Source organism: Lactobacillus sp. WILCCON 0059 (assembly GCF_057197985.1).
The window spans coordinates 577,072-597,210 of the sequence record NZ_JBUBHN010000001.1 but is presented as its reverse complement, the minus strand read 5'-3'; the positions used below and the strand labels follow the sequence as shown (position 1 = coordinate 597,210).

Below are 20,139 nucleotides of genomic sequence, written 5' to 3'. Positions count from 1 at the left end.
ACTAAAAAAACGATGCCTCGCGGCATCGTTTTTCTTGTTTACTTGCTTCTTTGCATTACAGCTTTTCCGTCAGTTCCACATCCGGGTACTTGTCGTGGAACCAGCGTTCAGCAAAAGCATTTTCAAAGAGGAAGAGTGGATTGCCGAAGCGGTCCTTGACCAAGAGGTTCCGGCTGGAAGACATCTTCGGGTCCAGCTGGTCAGGATTGATCCAGCGGGCTACCCGGTGGCCGATGGAAGTCATTTCAACTTCGGAGTTGTATTCATTCTTCATCCGGTACTGGAATACTTCAAACTGCAGCTGACCGACCGCCCCCAAAATGTAGTCGTCGGTCTGGTAGTTGCGGTAGAGCTGGACGGCGCCTTCTTGAACCAGCTGGTTCATCCCCTTGTGGAAGGACTTCTGCTTCATGACGTTCTTTGGTGAAACCCGCATGAAGAGTTCCGGGGTAAATTCCGGCAGCGGCGGGAATTCCAGCTTGCGCTTGCCAGCGTAGATGGAGTCCCCGATCTGGAAGTTGCCAGTGTCGTACAAACCAACAATGTCCCCGGCCACGGCTTCAGAAACCTGGACCCGGGCACTTGATTCAAATTCAACGGCATTGTTCAAGCGGACCGGCTTGCCGGTTCTGGCCAGGGTTACGTCTAGACCCTTGCTGAATTCCCCGCTGCAGACCCGGACAAAAGCAATCCGGTCTCTGTGCTGGGGGTTCATGTTGGCCTGGATCTTGAAGATAAAGCCGGAGAATTCATCATCATCTGGCTTGAGTTCTTCATCCCCGTTGACTTCGTGCTCGCCTGGCGCTGGAGCTAAGTCAACGAATTGTTCCAGGAAGGTCTCCACCCCAAAGTTGGTCAAGGCTGACCCAAAGAAGACTGGCGTCTGCTGGCCGGCTAAAACTTTTTCCCGGTCAAAGCTGGCTCCGGCCCCTTCCAAAAGCTCGATTTCACCCAAAGTTTCTTCAAACTGCGGATCATCAGCCAAAGGACTGCCTGCTGGCGCCTTCCCGTCTTCTAAAGCGATAAAGCGGTCTTGTCCATCTTCTGGGTGGTAGAGTTCAACCCGCTGGTTAGCCAGGTCATAAAGGCCCAGCAGGCTCTGCCCCATCCCAATTGGCCAGTTCATGGCCACGCCTTCAATGCCCAGGACTTCTTCCAGTTCAGCAACCAGGTCCAAAGGTTCACGGCCATCTCTGTCCAGCTTGTTCATGAAGGTGAAGACCGGAATCCCTCTTTGCCGCACGACCTTGAAGAGTTTCTTGGTCTGCGGCTCAATCCCGCGGGCGGAGTCGATGACCATGACCGCGGCGTCAACCGCCATCAAGGTCCGGTAGGTGTCTTCTGAGAAGTCCTGGTGGCCTGGGGTGTCCAGGATGTTGATCCGCTTGCCCTGGTATTCAAACTGCATAACGGATGAGGTAACGGAAATCCCACGCTTCTTTTCGATTTCCATCCAGTCACTAGTGGCGTAGTTCCCGGTTTTCCGGGCTTTAACCGTCCCGGCGCTCCGGATCACCCCACCCAAGAGCAGCATCTGTTCCGTAATCGTCGTCTTACCGGCGTCGGGGTGGGAGATGATCGCGAAAGTCCGCCGCTTATTTACTTTGTCTAAAAGTTCTTTGTTCATTATTCTTCAGTTTCTTCCTCGTAATTTTCTTCTGGCAGGGTCAACAAGACCGTCAAGAGCCGCGACCCCCGCATTCTTCTGGTCGTCAAAACCATGCCGTTGTCCAGGGGCACCTCCAGCTGCTCGCCTCTGCCCGGGATCACGCCCAATTTGGTGATCATGTAGCCGGCCAGGGTGTCGACATCTTCCATTTCCAGGTCAGTGCCAAAGCGTTCGTTGAAGTCAGTCAAAGGCATCTTGCCATAAATGACAAACTGGTGCTCATTCAGCTGCCGGACCAAAACTTCGGCCTTGTCGACCTCGTCATCGATATCGCCGACAATTTCTTCGATCAAGTCTTCAATGCTGGCCAGGCCAGTCACCCCGCCATATTCATCAGTTAGGATGGCCAATTGCTGCTGGCTGGTCTGCATCTGCACCAGCAAGTCATCCAGCTCAATCGTTTCCGGGGCAAAAAGGGGCGGGGAAATCAAGCGGTCATAAGTCAGCTGGTCAAAGCCGTGCTGGCGGGCCTCTCTAAGAATGGTGCGGATGTGGATGACGCCCACGATCTGGTCCTTGTCCTGGCGGTAGACGGGAATTCTTGAATAAGGCTGGCGGAGAATGTCATCCAGGTTTTCCTCCAGGTCATCCTCAATGTCGATCATGAAAGCGTCAGTCCGCGGCACCATGACTTCCCGGGCTACTTTGTCGTGGAAAGCCATGCTGCCCTCAATCATCGAATATTCGGTATCAGTCAAAACATTGCCAGCATGCAGCTGGTCAATTTCAGCCTGCAGCTGGTCCTTGCCGCCTTCTTCATTGCTGGAAAAGCGGCTTCTCAATTTGTCAAACAGGCTGCCGGTCGTAGGGTCGCTTGTCATTTTGTTAACTCTCTTTCGTAAAATCCTTAAATATTTACATTATAGCATATGACCTTACTGTAATATGTTAAAATACCCCAGTAGAAAGAGGTGTTTTACCAATGAAAATGCGCCGCATTATGTTAGTTTTCGTCTTCCTGCTCTTGATTCCCTACATCTGCAGCCTGGCCATCATCGGGATCGGCTACAATGCCCTGGTCCTGCACTCGACAGACCCCTTCCGCACGGCTGTAGGGGCCTTTGTCGGGGCCATCATCATGCTGGCCGTCAAGGCCACCATCCAGCGGCCCTTGAATTTGCTGGCCGGAGACATCTATGACAGCTTCCTGCAGCAGATTCTCCGCTTTTTCAGCATCCGCCGCCGGCCGCTCTTGCAGGTCGCCAACTTCATCCTGGACTTTGTCCTCTGCACCCTGGCCACGATCGTGATCCGCCTGCTTTTGCCCCTGGAATGGATCGTCGGCACCTCCATGGGCTTCGTCATCTTGATCATGTTCATCTCAACTTGCCTGGGGGCCTACATCGAGTACGACAACCTGTCCATTGATGCTGAAATCAATCAATCCTAATTCTGACTGACCGGGAGGTAAAGGCTCTTGGTCAGTTTTTTATTGCCTAAATCCAGCTGGCGGAGGATGTAAGGGTTAGGATTCTCTTCCAGCTGAGCCTGGAAGTCGCTGCCTAAATCGCCGGCTTCATCCAAAAAGCGGGGCAGTTCGAAATTCAGCGGCAGGTCAAAGTAGGCGGCATTGGCCGTCTCTTCTTTTTGGAAAACCTGGGCGCTTGGCAGGGAAAATTTAAGCAGGCCGCTAACTTCGCTGCCTTTAGGCGCGATCACCCCGTACCAATACATGAAGTTTTCCGGGCCAAAAACAATCAAAGACGCCCGCTGGTCGTCAAGGCCGGCTGCTTTAACAAAGTCTTGAAAGGCCGGGTCGGCTTCCAGTTCCTGGTTGGCGGCCGCGAAGGTTCCGTTTGCATCCATCATCCGGTCAGGAAAAGCCTTGCCGATAAAAGTAAGTTCGTTGATTTCTGTCTGCATTTCTCTGCTTCTTTCTATTGCTAGTATTCTTCCAGTTCTTCTAAAGGAATGATCTCCCCGGCCAAAAAGGCGCTGATTTCATCCCCGGAAAAGCCGTGGCTGTACAGGTACTGCCGCATCTTCTGCTCTCTTACGCCCGGCTCATAGCGCTTGAAGCGCTTGTAGGCCTTAAGGCCCTGCTTGGCTAAAGCTTCACGCTCCTGGTCCTCGTCAGCTTCCGGAACCAGTTCCTGGACTACTTCCTGGGCCAGGGAGCTGGAGAAGCCGTGGCTGAGCAGTTTTGTCTGCATCTTGCGGTCAACTTCCCGCTTGGCAATCTTTCCCTGCTGGCCTAAAAGCGACTTGACCAGGCGCTGGCCAACCTCGGCCCATTCCTCATCAGTCACGTCCGCCAGGGCAGCTTCGATTAAGTCATCGTCAACGCCCTTTTTCTTTAAATCCCGGCGGACAGCCCCTGGTCCATTCTTGCCGACCTGAAGGTCATTTTTGACAAAAAGGCGGGCATAAGCCTCGTCGTCCAGGTAGCCAAGGTCAACCAATTCTCCTACCGCCCGCTTGGCCGCTGACCGGGAAATTTCATGCTGGCTGAGATAGTCAGTCACTTCCTTGACCGTCCGGGGCTGGTAGGACAGGTATTTGGCCGCCAGGTCACTGGCCTTGGCAACAGCCTCAAAGTCCAGGATCTCATTGACCTTCTGGGGGGTAAGCTCCTGGCCCTTGAGCAGGACAAATTCCGCCAAGGTCTTTTCGCTGACGGAAAAAGCATATTCCTGGTCCAAAAAAATATTGTAGCGCCCCTGCCGCTTTTGTGCACTAACTTTCGTGATAATGGCCATTTTTTCCTCCTTATTTGGCAAATCTGGCAACTCTATCTTAGCAAATTGCCGCAAAAGCTGCGAAAAACTTGCGTCCCTTTTAAAAAGCCCGGTATAATAGTATGTCAAAAAGTTTCCAGTTTTTTATTGTAGAAAGAATAAGCAAGAAGAAGGCATCACATGCAGAAAAAACATTTTTCAAAAAATGCTCCTCAAGAGCGGCACGTCATCATCACCATCAAACGGCTGGGGATCAACGGTGAAGGGATCGGCTACTACAAGCGCAAGATCATCTTCATCCCCGGCGCCCTGCCAGATGAAGTCGTGGTGGCCAAGATCGTCAAGGATCACCCCCAATACCTGGAAGGCGAATTAGTCCGGATCAAGGAAGCCAGCCCAGACCGGGTTCCCTTCCCATCCGGCGTTGATCCGAGAATCGGAGGCCTTGAACTGGCCCACCTGTCCTACGAGGGCCAGCTCAAGTTCAAGAAGGACAACCTGGTCTCCGCTCTAGAAAAGTACCACCCGCGGGGCTACAAGAATTACAAGATCAAGAACACCATTCCGGCGCCGGATCAGTGGCACTACCGGGCCAAGGCCCAGTACCAGATCGAACGGGAAAACCATCATGTTTCCCTTGGTCTGTACGCCCCTAACTCCCACCAGTTGATCGACCTGCCGGAAATGCCAACCCAAAGCAAGGATACCCAGGATACTGAACGGGCCATCCGGGATTTGATCATCAAGCTCCGCGTCCCGATTGCCAACCGCCGGCGCAACTTGCCAGGCGTTAAGACCATCGTGGTCCGGCAAGCAGAAGCCAGCCAAGAAATGCAGGTAACCTTGATCACCGTTGGCCACAAGCTGGACAATCTTCTCCAGCTGGCTGATGAAATCATGCGCCTGCCAAAGGTCGTTTCCGTCTACCAAAATGAAACTGACTGGCAGAACCCGCAAGTCTGGGGGAACAAGACCAGCAAGCTCCGGGGCAAAAGCCAGATCACGGAAGAAATCATGGGCAAGAAGTTTGCCTTGAGCCCCCGGGCCTTCTTCCAGCTGAACCCGGTCCAAACGGCAACCCTGTATTCTGAAGCCTTGAAGCTGCTCAGCTTAACGCCGGACATGACCTTGATTGACGCTTACTCAGGGGTTGGTACCCTGGGGATCTTAGCCGCTGACCAGGTCAAGCAGGTAGTCGGGATCGAAAGCATCCCTGAAGCCGTTTTGGACGCCCAGCACAATGTTGAGCTCAACCATGTCAGAAACGCCGAATACCTGCAGGGCAGCGTGGAAAAGCTCCTGCCCCGCTTAAAGGAAGACGGCCTGCCGATCGACGCCTTGATCGTCGATCCGCCGCGGACCGGCCTGGCCAAGTCCTTGATCAAGACCCTGCTCAGAGTCAAGCCAGCCAGCTTCGTCTACATTTCCTGCAACCCGTCCACCCTGGCCCAGGACCTGGTGCTTCTCAGCGAGGCCTATGACGTCCGGGTCATCGAAAACGTCGACATGCTGCCGCAGACGCCGCGCTGCGAATGCATCGCCAAGCTGACCCTGCGCAAGTAATAAAAAGAAAATAAGCATTAGAAAAGGCGAGAAGATCAAATCTTCTCGCCTTTAAACTGCCCCCGGCAGTCTTTCCAAGTGGATGAGGTAGCTCATCAAATTAATAGTCACGATATTCAATTTTAAGAATTCACCAATGGCTAATACCGGCTAAGATAAAACAGTCACTTGTTCGAGTTTTACGTGCTAGCGTATGAAATGAATTAGACTATTGTGTATCGCCACTTGGTTAAAAGCTTCAAGCCTTTATTTTGGTCTCAGTAAGAGAGACAGCGAATAATAATTACAATCTGGAGATAAAAACTTCTGTTCAGTTGTTTTCTACCTCTTCCACGCCTTCAGTATAGCATGAGATGCAAACGCTTGCAAGAGATTATTTGCCGTATTTTGCTAAAAATTGCTTGACCGTGCGTGCATACAAGGCCGGATTGTGCTCATAGGACTTGGCGTGCTGGGCCCCTTTGACGATCAAGAGCTGCTTTGGCCCCCGGCTGGCCCGGTAATTTTTATAAACCATTTCGGTCGGCACGAAAGTATCCTTGCTGCCATGGATAAAAAGCATGGGCCGGGTATTCTTCTTCAGCTGCTTAATGCTGGAAGCCTGGGCCAAAAAGTAGCCAGCTTTTAACTTGGTAATTCCGCTCAAGATTTCCACCAGGGGAAAACGGGGAAAGGCCGGCATATTGTAAAGAGCTTTGGCTTCGTGCTCAATTTCGTTTTTGGCACTGGTGTAGCCGCAGTCTTCGATGAAGCACTTGACCTGCTTGGGCAAGGTTAAGCCGGAAGTCATCATGGTCGTGGCCCCGCCCATGGAGACCCCGAAAATCACGATCTTGCTCTTTTGGCCATTTTTCTTGATTACTTGCTCGGCCCACTTTTTAACGTCGTTTTTCTCCAGCCAGCCGTAGCCGACATACTTGCCCTGGCTTTGCCCATGAGCTTCCGCGTCCGGCAAGAGGGTGTTGTAGCCCAGGGAGTGGAAAAGCTGGGCGTAGGCCCCCATATTTTCCTTGTTGGACATGTAGCCGTGCAGGATAATCACGGTCTTGGCCGAGTTTTTGGCTGGAATATAATTGGCCCGGAGGAGATAATTGTTCTTAGCCGACCGCATCTGCCAATGCTGCTTTTTCACCTGCTTGTACCAGAGCTTCTGCTTGTACTGGGGCGTGGACTTGGTCAACTTCACCGTTCCGTTGGTCACGAAGCTTTTCTTGCCCGGCACCACAGCCATGTTGAAAAAGTAGTAGCCGGCCCCGGCCAGGGCCAAGGCTAAAACAGCCAAAATGCCGGCCAGAATTTTGACCAGCCGGCTGGACTTGGATTTCTTTTGCTTCTTCTTATTCACCTGTTTTTTGTCCTCTTCCCTCATTATCTATAGTTTCTGTTATTTCTATCGCTTTGTAGCTTTATTTTTATCAATATGAACAGTATACCACAATAAAAAAAGAAAGGATTATTTATGTTGCTCGCAGATTTTTTACAGCTTCTGACTGACCTGGGCGGGCAAAACGCCCTCTACCTGCAGGTAAAAGATCAGACCCTCCCCCTCAGCAAGTTCGTCCTGGCCCGAGAAGACTGCCAGCTCTTGTGCGGCAAAAAGCCCCTGACCCTGGCCAAATTTCGTCAGCTGACCGGCAAGGGGAGCAAGTCCATCCCCCTCAGCTTCTATTGCCAGGAAAAAGAAATCTCCGTCTACGGAATCCAGATCCTGCCGGCTGAGAGAAAAATCGTCTGCAAGTAAAAAAAAGAAGCTGCCTAATCTTCAGACAGCTTCTTTCTTTGCTTAGATTACTTAGCGGCTGGCTTCTTGCCTTCGCTTTCCAGCTTCTTGCCCAGGTCAATGATGTACTTGCGCAAAGCATCCTTGGTTTCTGGGTGACTGAGCCCGTATTGGATGGAAGTTTCCATGTAGCCTTCCTTGTTGCCGACGTCAAAGCGATCGCCCTTGAATTCATGGGCGAAGACCCGCTGGGTCTTGTTCAAGGCGTCGATGGCGTCAGTCAATTGGATTTCACCGCCAGCACCGGCCTTTTGCTTGTCCAGCATGTCAAAGATTTCTGGAGTCAGCAGGTAGCGGCCAATGATAGCCAAGTCACTTGGGGCCTTGTCAACATCTGGCTTTTCCACGAAGGCCTTAACGTTGTACAGGCCTGGAGCAGTTTCGCCGATTGGGTCGATGACACCGTACTTGTTGACTTCTTCATGTGGCACCTTCATGACCGCGATGGTTGAAGCGTGGGTTTCATCGTAGCAGTCGATCAGCTGCTTGGTCAAAGGCGTCTTGTCTCTCATCAAGTCGTCGCCCAGCATAACCACGAAAGGTTCGCCGGCGATGAAGCTGCGGGCCCGGTTGACGGCATCCCCCAAACCGTTTGGATGCGGCTGGCGGGTGAAGTAAAGGTTGACCTTCATGTTGGACATGGTGGTTTCCCGGACCAGCTTCAAAAGCGCGTCCTTGTGCTTTTCAGTCAAGTTGTCTTCCAGTTCCGGGTTTGAGTCAAAGTGGTCTTCGATTGACCGCTTGCTTCTGCCAGTAACGATCAGAATGTCTTCAATCCCTGAAGCCATGGCTTCTTCAACGATAAATTGAATAGTTGGCTTGTCGACGATTGGCAGCATTTCCTTAGGCATGGCCTTGGTTGCTGGCAAAAATCTGGTTCCCAAACCGGCAGCTGGGATGATCGCTTTTCTGACTTTCATGTATTTACATCCTCTTTTCTTAACTTCGCACATTAATGAAAGCATTTTAAATGCAAGCGTATAATAACATATTTCTAGAGAAGAATCTAGTAAAGCTAGACCAATCTCCTAGAAAATGGACAATTACTTTTTCCGCCGCTTGGCAATAAACTCGGCCAAAGGGCCGTTGGAATAGGTCGCTGGCCCGTAGCGCAGCTGGTCCAAGCTGACGTTGACCGCCGTGCCAAAAAGCAAAAGAATGGCCAGGAGGTTGAGCCAGAGCATAAAAATGATAAAAGTTCCAACTATACCATAATTTTCCCATTTGACCGGAAAATTTTTCAAATAGAAGGAAAAAAGATAAGACAAGGCTTCCCAGCCGGCTACCGTCACGATGGTCCCGGGCAAAACCGCCTTCTTGAAGTGAACATTGGGCGCTACGGCGTTGAGGTAATAGACCCCGATCAGCATCAAGACCAGCAGAACCAGCCAGCGGTAGCTGAAGAGCCTGTCGATCCAGTCCAGAGACAAATTGAGGTAGGGCGCCAGAAAATGCAGGACTTCCTGGCCAAAAACCACAACCAGGGCCAAAAGGATAAACATGGTGACCATCAAAGCGCTGAAGATCACGGTCAAGGTCCGGTTCCAGATAAAGTGCCAGAAACCAAGTTTCAGTTCTTTGTTGTGGACGCCATACAGGCGGTTCATCCCGATTCTGACCGCGTTCACCATACAGGACATGGACCACAGGGCCAAGATCGCACCGAAGGAGAAATAGCTGGTCGAATTCGACTTAAGCAGGGTCTCGACGATCGGTATGATATAGCGGGCCACGTCACTTGGAAAAATCATTTCTACATAATCGGCAATCGGGCCCGTGTCCAGGTGAAACCAAGGCAGGGCGTTACCGATAATGATAACGATGGGAAAAATTGAAAACAGGATGTAGTAGGCAATCACGATGGAACTTTGAAAAATCTCCCCTTGGGAAACGACCGAGGAAAGAGTTGCAAAAAAGCGCCGGACCCCCTTTTGTCCTGGCTCAACTTTTTCCGTCATGCCTAGTCTTCCATTTCGTCAAAGTGCGGGATGTACTTTTCCAGGCCGTCGTATGGCTTTTGCAAAGTCAAGATCTTCGGGCCGTCCTTGGTGATGGCAAAAGTGTGCTCGAACTGGGCTGACTTGGACCCGTCCGGAGTAGCGTAGAAGACCCAGTCGTCATTCGGATCATCAACCGTCTTTTGCAAAATCCGCCAGTCCCCGCCGGCTTCAACCATTGGTTCAACGGTGATGGTCATGCCTTCGCGCAGGCGCAGGCCGTGGCCGGCCTTGCCCCAGTGCGGTACTTCCGGGTCTTCGTGGATAGATGGCTGGATGCCGTGGCCGATCAGTTCCCGGACGTCACCGTAGCCTTCTTCATCTTCAACATAATGCTGAATGACAGCGCCGATGTCCCCGATACGGTTGCCGACAACTGCCTGGTCGATCCCCATGTACATGGCCTTCTTGGTCACGTCCATCAAGTGCTGGTCTTCTTCTGAGATCTGGCCAACCCCGTAAGTGGTGCAGGAGTCTGATTCGTAGCCGTTCAAGTTGCAGGTTACGTCAACCTTGACCAGGTCGCCTTCCTTTAAGAAAACATTCTTGCGGGGAATGTTGTGGGCAATTTCATCGTTGACTGAGATGCAGGTACCGTACTTGTAGCCTTCAAAACCTTGTTCTGACAAGCGGCCGCCCCGGCTGGAAACGAATTCCTGGCAGAATTCTTCAATGTCCCAGGTGGAAATGCCCGGCTTGATCACGTCACGCAGGGCCTCGAACATAGTTGCCAGCAAGTGGCCTGAAGCCTGCATGCCCTTCAATTCACGAACAGATTTAATAGTAATCAATTTATTTTTCCTTTCATAATGAAGTAGTTTGTCTTCACCATTATAACCTTTTTTAAAAGTTTGCTAAAGTAGCAAAGCGCCCAATTCGCCAAGCTCGGGCAAATCGTGTATAATACTCTAGAAATTGTTTTTTGGGAGCTTAACTTATGAGAGCAAAGATTGTTTTTGCCAGCATGACCGGCAACGACGAGGATATGGCTGAAATCCTGGAGGAAGACCTGCTGGACCAAGGCCTGGAAGTAGATTCTTCTGACGTCAGCTTTACTGACGCCAGCGATTATTTAGACAGCGACCTGTGCGTCTTCATCACCTATACTTACGGCGAAGGCGCCATGACTGACGAAATTGCCGACTTTTACGACCAGCTCAAGGAGCTGGACTTGACCGGCAAGTCTTTTGCGGTCATGGGTTCAGGCGACAAGACCTATAAGGAACACTACTGCGAGAACGTTTATGACTTTGAGAAGGCCTTTCTGGCCTGCGGGGCCAAGGAACTGATTCCCCCGCTCACGGTTGAAAACGCACCAGACGATGAAGACATCGCCCGCATCGATGAAGCTGCTGAGGAGTTGGCGGACAAATTAAATGGATAAAAATTTTAACCGGCGGCGGGCTTTAGGTGAACGGATCTTCAAGCGCCACCGCAATTTATGGGTCTACATGTTCTTCGGCTTCATCGCGGCCTTGATCAACACGGTTGTCTTCATGTTCATGCATGACGTTTTGCACACCGTCTTGGTCATCGACAACACGGTTGCCTTTATCGTATCCAACCTGGCCTCCTTCTGGTTCAACCACAAGGCGGTCTTTACCAAGAACGTGGACCATGAGCACAGTTTGTGGCAGAAGCTGCTGTCCTTTTTTGCCTACCGGATCATCAGCCTGCTGCCGGACACCTTGATCATGTGGCTGGGGATGAGCATCTTCGGCTGGCCGGCCTTGATCGTCAAGATCATCGACCAAATCCTGGTCGGCATCTTCAACTACCTGACCACCAAATCCGTCTTCGAGCAACAGGAAAGAAGCCTCAGACGGAAACTGGAGAAGAAAATTAAAAAGCGGTGAAGCTGAGCTTCACTGCTTTTTTCATTCATGCAAGTTGTTTAATTAGGCAAAGTCGGCAGGTTTTTGCTCCTTTTTGCCGGCAAAGTACCAGGCAATGTCATTTAAGATCCGGTCGCTGGCCTGGCCATCGCCGTATGGGTTCTTGGCTTCAGCCATCTTCTTGTAGGCAGCTTTGTCATTCAAAAGCTCCAGCATGGCTTCCTTAACCGCGTCTTCTTCAGTGCCAACCAGTTTCAAGGTTCCGGCCTTGACCCCTTCCGGCCGCTCGGTCGTGTCCCGCAAGACCAAAACCGGCTTGCCTAAAGACGGAGCTTCTTCCTGGACCCCGCCAGAGTCGGTCATAATAAAGTAGCTGCGCTTGGCCAGGTTGTGGAAGTCGACCACGTCTAAAGGCTTGATCAAGTGAATCCGGGGGTCACCGCCTAAAACTTCTTTGGCAGCGTCCTGGACTCTTGGCGAAAGGTGGACCGGGTAGACGACTTCAACGTCATCAGTCTGGTCAACCACGTCCTTCATCACCTTGAAGACCCGCCGCATAGGCTCGCCCTGGTTTTCCCGCCGGTGCATGGTGACCAGGATAATCCGCTTGCCCTGGCCGATCTTGTCTAAGACTTCATGCTGGTAGTCGGCCTGGACGGTCTGGGCCAGGGCATCGATGGCCGTGTTGCCCGTGACAAAAATATTCTCTTCCGGGTGTCCTTCCTTTAAGAGGTTGGCCCGGCTGACTGAAGTCGGGGCAAAGTAAAGGTCGGACAAGACGTCGGTCAGTTGCCGGTTCATCTCTTCCGGGAAAGGTGAGTACTTGTTCCAGGTTCTCAGGCCCGCTTCAACGTGGCCCAGGGGAGTCTGCTGGTAAAAGGCAGCCAGGCTGGCGGCAAAGGAAGTCGTCGTATCCCCGTGGACCAGGACGATATCCGGCTTTTCTTCCTGGATGATTTGGCTCAAAGAGGTCAAAACCCGGGTGGTAATATCAGCCAAGGTCTGCTGGGGCTGCATAATGTTTAAGTCGTAATCCGGCTTGATTTTAAAAATCTCCAGGACCTGGTCCAGCATTTCCCGGTGCTGGGCGGTAACCACAGTAACTGGCTGGAAGCGGTCGTCACTGATCAGCTTGAGGACCAAAGGGGCCATCTTGATGGCCTCTGGTCTGGTCCCGAAAACGGTCATTACTTTAATTTTCTGCATACTGGGTTTATTGCCTCCTTAGCAAATTGCTAACTTAATCATAGCAAAAAAGGCGCGAAGGCGGCGAATTTTTCATAAAATAATCGAGAAAACAATTTTGAGGTGCACTATGACAGTTAATATTTTCCCCCTCCTGGGCGACAGCCTCTTGATCATCCTGGCCGGCTTCAGCTTGGTCTACTCTTTTGACAGGTCCTTAGGGCAAAAGGCGCGGCGGATTTTGCGGATTACCAGCCTTATTTTGCTCTTGGTCATCATCCCCTTGACCATTTGGCTCTTGAAGAATCCACTGCTTGTAAATTGATGAAACAAAAATAAGGAATCAGCCAGACTGATTCCTTATTTCTTTACTCTATTTTATTGTTCTGCATTAGCCCTTAGCCTTGGCTTGGTGCTTTACTTCCAGCTTTCTGAGCCATGGCAGAAGGAAGCCAGTCCCGAAGAGGACGATAACGGTGATGATGTTCATCCAAAGCTGCTTGGTCCATTGCGGACTGTCAAAAGTAACATCCTGCGGCAGGAAGCCCATCGTCGCGCAGATGAAGGTAAAGATGAAGCACCACCAGCCGACCGCCAGGGCCCCCTTGTGGTTTCTGATGAAGACGAAGTCGCCGTCGGCAAAAGTCTTGTGCCGGTAACGGAAGGCCAAGAAGGCCAGGAAGACAACGGAAGTCTTGTACGGTGAGACGATTCCGTTCAAGTTCAAAAGCCAGTTGAAGATATCGTTGATTTCCGGCAAGGTCCCTGACAAAAGCAAAAGGAAAAGCGTGATGCTGCAAGTCAGCACGTAACTGTTGACTGGCAGGCCATCCTTGTTCTTCTTTCTGAGCCAGCTTGGCATGTACTTTTCTGAAGTGTCAGAGGCAAAGACCCGGCTGGCAGCGTCAATCAAGGCGGCCAGGTCGGCCATGAAGTTCAAGAGGCAGACGATGGCATACATGTACATAAGGCTCTTGCCCATGCCAGCTTCTTCACCCAGAAGCTGGAAGGCGTAGAAGGCCCCGTTCATCTTAAAGTCGTGCGGGATGTGCTTGGCGTCAAAGAGGACAGCCAGACCGAGAGTTTCAGTCAAGGTCATGAAGACCGTCATGGCAAAAAGCATCCACATTGACTTTGGAAATTCCTTGCGGGGATTCTTGAGACGCGTCACGTAAGGCGCGGCCAGTTCCGCCCCGGACATGGCAAAGATCAACAAGCCAGTCGTGGAGAAGTAGTGGACACTGAAGTTCGGCTTAAAGCTGGACCATTCCATCTTGGTGGCAATGTGGCCGCCGTGCATGAGGGCCCAGATGATCAAGATCACGAAGATCACGGACATGGCGAACATGGCAATCCCCCCAATCAAGGACAAAAGATCCAGGGAATTTTTATATGCACTTTCACACAAGATAAAGATCAAAATAATGACAAAGGTCAAAAGACCGAACATGAAGGGCGACATGTGCTTGCCTAAAGTGTTGTTGCCCAGGATCATCCAGGAAATGGAGACGATGATGGAGTTGGACACGTCCACCAGGTAGGGCACGGTTTGGGCCCAGTACATCCAGCTGGTAGCATAGCCTAATACGTCGCTGCCCGTCCCCCGCCGGATCCAGGAGGCCAGGCCACCTTCTTCAGTATCCTTGTAGGCCAGGCCCAACTGGGTAGCGATCAAGGTATACGGCAATTGGTAGCAAATCAAAAGGAAAATCCATGAAAAGATTACGGACAGACCTTGGTTTTGGTATGGGTAGAAAACATCTTCAAAGCGGATGATGGTGACGAAGTCGAGCATCGCCAAGGTCATCCAGGCCATGTAGTGTTTCTTTGGGGTTTCTTCAATCATTCTGTAAATCAAGCTCCTTATTGGTCAAATTGTCTTAAGCGGCAATTTGCCAGCACGGGGGCTTGTTCTGGCGCTTTAAAAAGCTGGTCACTGCACCGTCTCCAATCAAAAAAGTATCGTTTCCATTTTATTCCTATTGTTTTGAAAATTCTATAGGTTTTTCAATTCAATGAAAATTCTTTCAAATGTTAAGCAGAAGTTATCCGCATACCGGTCATTAGCCAGCTTTTAGTAAAAAATATTTGGTTAATCTGCCCTCGGCAAGAGAAACTGGCCTTTTTCGTGCAAGTAAATGCGCAAAAAGGAAACATCACTAAGGGCGGCGATTAAGAATGCTTTTTGGCAAAAAAAGCTTGAAAGTGTATAATCTACCTATGCCTACTACAATTTTTTATAAAGGCACTGAATCAAGCGGTAAGCGCTTTTATAAAAATACCAAGTAACAGAAAGGGATCGATATGAAAAAGTTTTTGCGAGTAACGGCGACGCTTTTGTCCGCGATAGCTATTCTTGACTCTTTGTATTGGCTGTTTGTTGGCCATTCCTACTTGAGAGCTGCTTTTCTTAAGCTGACCAGAGATTACGGTATCCCCGTCTGGCTTCAAGTCGCGGCTGGCATCGGCATTCTCATTTTTATCTCTCAATACGACTGGCTCTTTGATCACTTATTCCGCGATGAACGTGACCGCAAGTACAAGTAGCAACTTCCATCTATCCATAAAACAGAAAGGATTTTTTCAATGCATTATCTAGCAATCGCTGCTAAAAAAGAACTTCTGCCCTATCTACCAATCGACTGGCCCAAAACTGAACTGACCGAGCTGGTCAACCCGGCCAGCCTGGCTGCCGTGGTCATCGACGAAAAAGACAGCCGGTCCCGGGGCATCTACCAGACCATGAAGGAAAAGCTGGGCCTGGATTTGCCCTTGATCGAATTTGACCCTGAGACAAGCCAAGCTGAAATCAGCCGCCAGGCCCAGGCCTACGAAGAAGCCAATGTTCCCCGCTTCATCCGGGAGCTGACGGTTTTTTCTGATCAAGATGACCTGGTCTTCGATACTCCTGGCCACCACAACGGCCGCTTCTATGACCGCCACCCAGCCGGAGCAGTCTTGCGCAACTTCTTCGGCGACAACTACTTCAGAGCTGACACTTCCGACTGCGTCTCAGAACTCGGCGACATGATGAACCACACCGGCGGGCCCTTAGAAGCCCAGCAAGAAGCTGCCAAGGCCTTCAATGCCGACAAGGTCTACTTCTGCACCAACGGCACGACCAGCGCCAACACCATCTGCACCACCGCCCTTTTAGATGAAGGCGACCTGGTCCTTTTTGACCGGAACAACCACAAGTCCATCTACAACAGTGCCTTGGTCATGACCGGGGCTAAGCCGGTTTACCTGCCGACTGACAGAAACGCCGACGGCTTGATCGGGCCATTAACCGCCGCCAGTCTGGACGAAGACTTGATCCGCCAAGAAATCGCCAAGATCGACCCTGGCCGCGCCATGGCTGACCGGCCTTTCCGCCTGGCAGTCCTGCAGCTGGAGACCTATGACGGCATCTTCTATGACGCCAAGCTCATCTTGCAAAAGCTCGGCCGTCTCTGTGACTACATCCTCTTTGACTGTGCCTGGGGCGGCTATGAACAATTTGTCGACGTCCTCAGAGACTACTCTCCTTTCCAGCAGGACTTAGGTCCAAATGATCCCGGCATCCTGGTCACCCAGTCCATCCACAAGCAGCAAGCCGGCGTGGGCCAGGCCTCCCAGATTTTGAAAAAAGACAGCCATATCAAGGGGCAAAAGCGCTACGTCGACCACAAGCACTTCAACCACGCCTACATGAAGTACGTTACGACCAGCTACTCCTACCCGGTCTACGCTTCCTTGGTCGCCAACAGCGCCATGGCTGCTTCACCAGCCGTTAACAACTGGTGGAGCGACACGGTTAAATTAGGCATCGACTTCCGCAAGCGGCTCTTAAAAGAAAGCAAGCTTTTTAAGCCCCTCGTTCCACCAACTGTCCACGGGCAAAAGTGGGAAGATTTGCCAACTGCTGTCTTGGCCCAGGACCCGGAAGCCTGGAAACTGTCCCCAGATGAGCCTTGGCACGGTTTCAAATTGATTGCTCCAGGTGAAGTTGCCTTAAGCCCAGTCAAGGTCACCCTAATGACGCCGGGCATTGACCTGGCAAAAGCTGCCTTTACTGAAGAAGGCATCCCCGGCGCGGTCGTTTCCCTCTACCTGCACGAAAAACACATCATCCCGGAAAAGTCCGACAGCTACTCTACCCTCTACCTCTTAACGCCAGGCGAAAGCCAGGTCGACATGAACGGCCTCTTCTCTGCCTTGATGGCCTTTGAAGACGCCTACTTGACTAAGGCGCCTCTCTCTTCCATCATGCCGGAATTGGCGGCCCAGTATCCTGACCGCTATAATGGTTATACCCTCTACCAGCTCTGCCAGGAGCTCCACCACTATTACCAAGAGCATGACATCTTTAAGCTGCAGCAGGCCCTTTTCTTAAAAGGCAGCTTCCAAAATTACGAGATGACGCCAAAAGAAGCTGACCGTGAATTCGTCCACGGCAACAGCGAACTGGTCAAACTGGCTGACGCCAAAGGCCGGGTAGCTCTAGAAGGCGCCCTCCCTTACCCGCCAGGCGTCTTCATCGTGGCACCTGGCGAACGCTGGCAGGACCTGGACGTTGCCTACTTCCAAGTCTTGATCGGTGCTGTCCAAAAGTTCCCGGGCCTGGATCCGGAAATCCAAGGGGTCTACCAAGAAGGCGGCGAAGTCTGGGCTGAAGTCCTCAAAGAATCTTAGAATGACAAAAACGTTGACACAAGCCAGTGTCAACGTTTTTTATATCTTGAACTATTTTCTTTATTTGGCCTTTTTGCTTATTCGCCAAACAAGGTTGCCTTTACCGCGTTAGTTACGGCAATCTTGTCGTGAGCATAGGTCAAACCGCCCTGCATGTAAACGGCGTAAGGCGGGCGAATCGGGCCGTCAGCTGAGAATTCAACCGTTGATCCGGACACAAAGGTCCCCCCAGCCATGATGACTTCGTCTTCATAGCCCCGCATGTGGCTTGGAATTGGCGTGACGAAGGAGTCAACCGGCGAATTCTTCTGTACTTCCTGGCAGAACTTGATCATCTTTTCCTTGTCATTGAAGGTGATCAGCTCAATGAGGTCAGTCCGCGGCGCGTCCCACTTAGGAGACACGTTGAAGCCCAGCTTTTCCATCAAGGCAGCTGAATAGATCATCCCCTTGATGGCTTCCCCGGTCACGTTTGGCGCCAGGAAGAAGCCCTCGTAGAATTCATGCAGGCTGTTTAAGGTTGGGCCTTCTGAGTCGCTGATCCCTGGGGCAAAAAGCCGACTGGCTGCCCGGTGGATCAAGTCTTTTCTGCCGACAATGTAGCCACCGGTTTGGGCAATCCCGCCCCCGGCGTTCTTGATCAATGAACCAGCCATGAAGTCGGCCCCGTATTCAGTCGGCTCATGCTTTTCAGAAAATTCCCCATAGCAGTTGTCAACGAAGATTAGAGACTTCGGGCTGACTTCCTTGATGAAGTCGATCATTTCCTTGACCTTGGCAACTGGGAAGCTTTCCCGGGTATCGTAGCCCCGGGAGCGCTGAATAGCAACAATCTTAGGCTGGTCCCGCTTTAAGATCTTTTCCCCTGCTTCAAAGTCGACGCTGCCGTCTTCTTTCAGCGGCACGTAAGAGAACTTAACCCCTTTTTCAATCAAGGTGCCGGCCTTGTCTGGAGTAAGGCCGATGGCGTGCTGCAGAGTGTCGTATGGCATCCCCGTCAGATAAGTCAAGGTATCGCCTGGCACCAGGTTGCCGTCAAGGGCAGTTGCCAAGGTGTGGGTCCCGGAAACGAATTGCGGCCTTACCAGCGCGTCTTCAGTATGGAAGACCTGGGCGTAGACCCGCTCCAGCTTGTCTCTGCCTTCATCGTCGTCCCCGTAGCCGTTGGTCCCCTTAAGGTCTGATTCAGCAACCGCGTTGTCGACAAAGGCCTCCAGGACCTTGGCCTGGTTGTAGATAACCTGTTCATCGATTTCTTGGAGACGCCCGGCGATCTGCTCGTCGACTTCCTTGACAATTTTTGCTAATTCTTCTGGTAAATTGTTCATCAAAAAATCCCTCTGTTTGTTCTTTGTTACTTACCTATCTTAAACCAAATCGCCGCCTTTTTAAATAAAAAATAGCCTTCCATGCAATTATGGAAAGCTATTTGCAAAAATTCTACTGTTCGCTGGCTGCTTTTTCCGGCAAGATCAGGTTCAAGACAATCCCGAAGACCGTGGCCAAGGCGATGCTGGTCAGCTGGAAAGAGCCGATCTTGAGGTAGGTGCCCCCGATCCCGATAACCAGGATGACGGAAGCAATGACCAGGTTCCGTTTCTTTTCAAAGTCGACCTTGTTGTCAACCAGGATCCGCAAGCCGTTAGCCGCGATCATCCCGAAGAGCAGGAAGGAGATCCCCCCGATGACCGGGGTTGGAATGGATTCAATCACCGCTGAAACCTTGCCGACAAAGGAGAAGACGATGGCGAAGAAGGCCGCCCCGCCCAAGACGAAGACGCTGTGGACCTTGGTCATGGCCAAAACGCCGATGTTTTCCCCGTAGGAAGTAGTTGGCGGGCCACCCAGAAAGCCGGCGATGATGCTGGAAAGACCGTCGCCCAGCAGGGTCCGGTGCAGGCCCGGGTCTTCAAAGAAGTTCCGCTTGGTCAATTTGTTTAAGACCATGATGTGGCCCATGTGCTCAGTCATGGTGACAAAAGCGATCGGAGCCATGGTGATGATTGCGGCCGGGTACCACTTGAACTTGTAGTTGACCCCCATGACGTCAAAGGCTGGCAAAGAGAACCACTTGGCGCTTTCAACGCCGGACAGGTCAACGATCCCGCAGAAAAGCGCCATAAGATAGCCGCAGATGATCCCCAGCAAAACCGGGATCATGCTCGGGAAGCCCTTCAAAAACATGTTAAAGATAATCGTGATGACCAGGGTAAAAATCGCCACCCCGAAGTAAGTCAGGCTGTACTTGCCGCTGGCATTGAACATGGCATCGTTAGCCGCGGTCGTCGCAAGTGACAGGCCGATAACAATGATGATCGGGCCAACCACGATTGGTGGCAGGATCTTGTCCAGCCAACGCGAGCCAAAGCGGGCAATCAAGAGGGCTACGATAACGTAGACCAGACCAGCCGCGATGGCCCCCTGCCCGACGGCCGGATAGCCGTAATTTTTCATCAAGGCCTGCATAGTCGCGATAAAAGCAAAAGATGAACCTAAGTAGGCAGGAATCTTCGCCTGGGTGCAAAGGATGTAGACCAGGGTCCCTACCCCTGAACAGAAGAGGGCGATGCTTGGCTTTAAGCCGATTAAAAGCGGAACCAGGACGGTCGAGCCGAACATGGTAAAGAGGTGCTGGATTGAGAGCAGCAGCCAGGGACCAAACTTCGGCTTGTCCTGGACGTCCAAAACCGCTTCAGGGTTCCGGAATGTCTTGTTTTCTTTCAAAAGAAATCTTCCTTTCCAAATACTGGAACCCGGA

Annotated in this window: 20 protein-coding genes; 8 read left to right on the top strand and 12 right to left on the bottom strand. The window is 51.5% G+C overall.

The features are described from left to right. Positions 1 to 55 precede the first annotated feature (55 nt). The gene (locus ACYVUT_RS02915; RefSeq protein ID WP_484501451.1) at positions 56 to 1,627 is read right to left on the bottom strand and encodes a peptide chain release factor 3; all 1,572 of its coding nucleotides are present in this window, start codon (positions 1,625 to 1,627) and stop codon (positions 56 to 58) included. After that, the gene (locus ACYVUT_RS02910) at positions 1,627 to 2,490 is read right to left on the bottom strand and encodes a hemolysin family protein (RefSeq protein ID WP_484501450.1); all 864 of its coding nucleotides are present in this window, start codon (positions 2,488 to 2,490) and stop codon (positions 1,627 to 1,629) included. The genes ACYVUT_RS02915 and ACYVUT_RS02910 overlap by 1 nt, the downstream gene beginning before the upstream one ends. Positions 2,491 to 2,591: 101 nt before the next feature. Between ACYVUT_RS02910 and ACYVUT_RS02905 the strand changes: the two genes are divergently transcribed. Further along, the gene (locus ACYVUT_RS02905) at positions 2,592 to 3,059 is read left to right on the top strand and encodes a hypothetical protein (protein ID WP_439776064.1); all 468 of its coding nucleotides are present in this window, start codon (positions 2,592 to 2,594) and stop codon (positions 3,057 to 3,059) included. Here the strand turns inward: ACYVUT_RS02905 and ACYVUT_RS02900 are convergent. Together ACYVUT_RS02900 and recX are read right to left on the bottom strand one after the other, a co-directional pair. Further along, positions 3,056 to 3,532: a hypothetical protein gene (locus tag ACYVUT_RS02900; protein ID WP_484501449.1), complete on the bottom strand. Its 477-nt coding sequence runs from the start codon at positions 3,530 to 3,532 to the stop codon at positions 3,056 to 3,058. The genes ACYVUT_RS02905 and ACYVUT_RS02900 overlap by 4 nt on opposite strands. 20 nt (positions 3,533 to 3,552) lie before the next feature. Then, positions 3,553 to 4,368: a recombination regulator RecX gene (gene recX, locus ACYVUT_RS02895; RefSeq protein ID WP_439776066.1), complete on the bottom strand. Its 816-nt coding sequence runs from the start codon at positions 4,366 to 4,368 to the stop codon at positions 3,553 to 3,555. A 159-nt stretch (positions 4,369 to 4,527) separates the two neighbouring features. Between recX and rlmD the strand changes: the two genes are divergently transcribed. Then, positions 4,528 to 5,910 carry a 23S rRNA (uracil(1939)-C(5))-methyltransferase RlmD gene (gene rlmD, locus ACYVUT_RS02890; protein ID WP_484501448.1) on the top strand — a complete coding sequence of 461 codons (1,383 nt, stop codon included), beginning with the start codon at positions 4,528 to 4,530 and terminating at the stop codon, positions 5,908 to 5,910. A gap of 373 nt (positions 5,911 to 6,283) precedes the next feature. Here the strand turns inward: rlmD and ACYVUT_RS02885 are convergent, their stop codons facing one another. Next, positions 6,284 to 7,279 carry an alpha/beta hydrolase gene (locus ACYVUT_RS02885; RefSeq protein ID WP_484499240.1) on the bottom strand — a complete coding sequence of 332 codons (996 nt, stop codon included), beginning with the start codon at positions 7,277 to 7,279 and terminating at the stop codon, positions 6,284 to 6,286. Between the two features lie 90 nt (positions 7,280 to 7,369). Here ACYVUT_RS02885 and ACYVUT_RS02880 point away from each other — a divergent pair, with 90 nt between their 5' ends. Next, entirely contained in the window at positions 7,370 to 7,651 is a 282-nt protein-coding gene (locus ACYVUT_RS02880; protein ID WP_439776069.1) for a hypothetical protein, read from the top strand. Between the two features lie 47 nt (positions 7,652 to 7,698). Here the strand turns inward: ACYVUT_RS02880 and galU are convergent, their stop codons facing one another. From galU to map, 3 genes are all read right to left on the bottom strand, one after another. After that, positions 7,699 to 8,610 (bottom strand): UTP--glucose-1-phosphate uridylyltransferase GalU, encoded by a 912-nt coding sequence (gene galU, locus ACYVUT_RS02875; RefSeq protein WP_484499242.1) that lies wholly within the window; start codon positions 8,608 to 8,610, stop codon positions 7,699 to 7,701. A gap of 123 nt (positions 8,611 to 8,733) precedes the next feature. Then, on the bottom strand, positions 8,734 to 9,648 hold the full coding sequence (locus tag ACYVUT_RS02870) for a YihY/virulence factor BrkB family protein (protein WP_484499243.1): 915 nt from the start codon (positions 9,646 to 9,648) through the stop codon (positions 8,734 to 8,736). Positions 9,649 to 9,650: 2 nt separating this feature from the next. Continuing rightward, positions 9,651 to 10,478: a type I methionyl aminopeptidase gene (gene map, locus ACYVUT_RS02865; protein WP_003612256.1), complete on the bottom strand. Its 828-nt coding sequence runs from the start codon at positions 10,476 to 10,478 to the stop codon at positions 9,651 to 9,653. Between the two features lie 146 nt (positions 10,479 to 10,624). Between map and ACYVUT_RS02860 the strand changes: the two genes are divergently transcribed. Both ACYVUT_RS02860 and ACYVUT_RS02855 read left to right on the top strand, forming a co-directional pair. Then, a complete protein-coding gene (locus ACYVUT_RS02860) occupies positions 10,625 to 11,071 on the top strand; it encodes a flavodoxin (RefSeq protein WP_439776072.1) in 447 nt (148 codons plus the stop codon). Continuing rightward, positions 11,064 to 11,543, top strand: a complete 480-nt coding sequence (locus tag ACYVUT_RS02855; RefSeq protein ID WP_439776073.1) for a GtrA family protein — start codon at positions 11,064 to 11,066, stop codon at positions 11,541 to 11,543. The genes ACYVUT_RS02860 and ACYVUT_RS02855 overlap by 8 nt, the downstream gene beginning before the upstream one ends. 42 nt (positions 11,544 to 11,585) lie before the next feature. Here ACYVUT_RS02855 and wecB read toward each other — a convergent pair whose 3' ends face one another. Beyond that, positions 11,586 to 12,728 (bottom strand): non-hydrolyzing UDP-N-acetylglucosamine 2-epimerase, encoded by a 1,143-nt coding sequence (wecB, locus tag ACYVUT_RS02850; protein WP_484499899.1) that lies wholly within the window; start codon positions 12,726 to 12,728, stop codon positions 11,586 to 11,588. Positions 12,729 to 12,837: 109 nt separating this feature from the next. Here wecB and ACYVUT_RS02845 point away from each other — a divergent pair, with 109 nt between their 5' ends. Then, positions 12,838 to 13,032 (top strand): hypothetical protein, encoded by a 195-nt coding sequence (locus tag ACYVUT_RS02845; RefSeq protein ID WP_439774714.1) that lies wholly within the window; start codon positions 12,838 to 12,840, stop codon positions 13,030 to 13,032. A 66-nt stretch (positions 13,033 to 13,098) separates the two neighbouring features. On the opposite strand, the gene ACYVUT_RS02840 is transcribed toward ACYVUT_RS02845, so the two are convergent. Next, positions 13,099 to 14,553 carry an APC family permease gene (locus ACYVUT_RS02840; RefSeq protein ID WP_439774715.1) on the bottom strand — a complete coding sequence of 485 codons (1,455 nt, stop codon included), beginning with the start codon at positions 14,551 to 14,553 and terminating at the stop codon, positions 13,099 to 13,101. A gap of 458 nt (positions 14,554 to 15,011) precedes the next feature. Between ACYVUT_RS02840 and ACYVUT_RS02835 the strand changes: the two genes are divergently transcribed. Next, positions 15,012 to 15,254, top strand: a complete 243-nt coding sequence (locus tag ACYVUT_RS02835; protein WP_484499246.1) for a hypothetical protein — start codon at positions 15,012 to 15,014, stop codon at positions 15,252 to 15,254. Between the two features lie 39 nt (positions 15,255 to 15,293). Then, on the top strand, positions 15,294 to 17,381 hold the full coding sequence (locus ACYVUT_RS02830) for a putative ornithine decarboxylase (RefSeq protein WP_484501447.1): 2,088 nt from the start codon (positions 15,294 to 15,296) through the stop codon (positions 17,379 to 17,381). A 77-nt stretch (positions 17,382 to 17,458) separates the two neighbouring features. Here ACYVUT_RS02830 and ACYVUT_RS02825 read toward each other — a convergent pair whose 3' ends face one another. Together ACYVUT_RS02825 and ACYVUT_RS02820 are read right to left on the bottom strand one after the other, a co-directional pair. Continuing rightward, on the bottom strand, positions 17,459 to 18,709 hold the full coding sequence (locus ACYVUT_RS02825) for a methionine gamma-lyase family protein (protein WP_484501446.1): 1,251 nt from the start codon (positions 18,707 to 18,709) through the stop codon (positions 17,459 to 17,461). A gap of 112 nt (positions 18,710 to 18,821) precedes the next feature. Beyond that, entirely contained in the window at positions 18,822 to 20,105 is a 1,284-nt protein-coding gene (locus ACYVUT_RS02820; protein WP_484499248.1) for a uracil-xanthine permease family protein, read from the bottom strand. Positions 20,106 to 20,139: the final 34 nt, after the last annotated feature.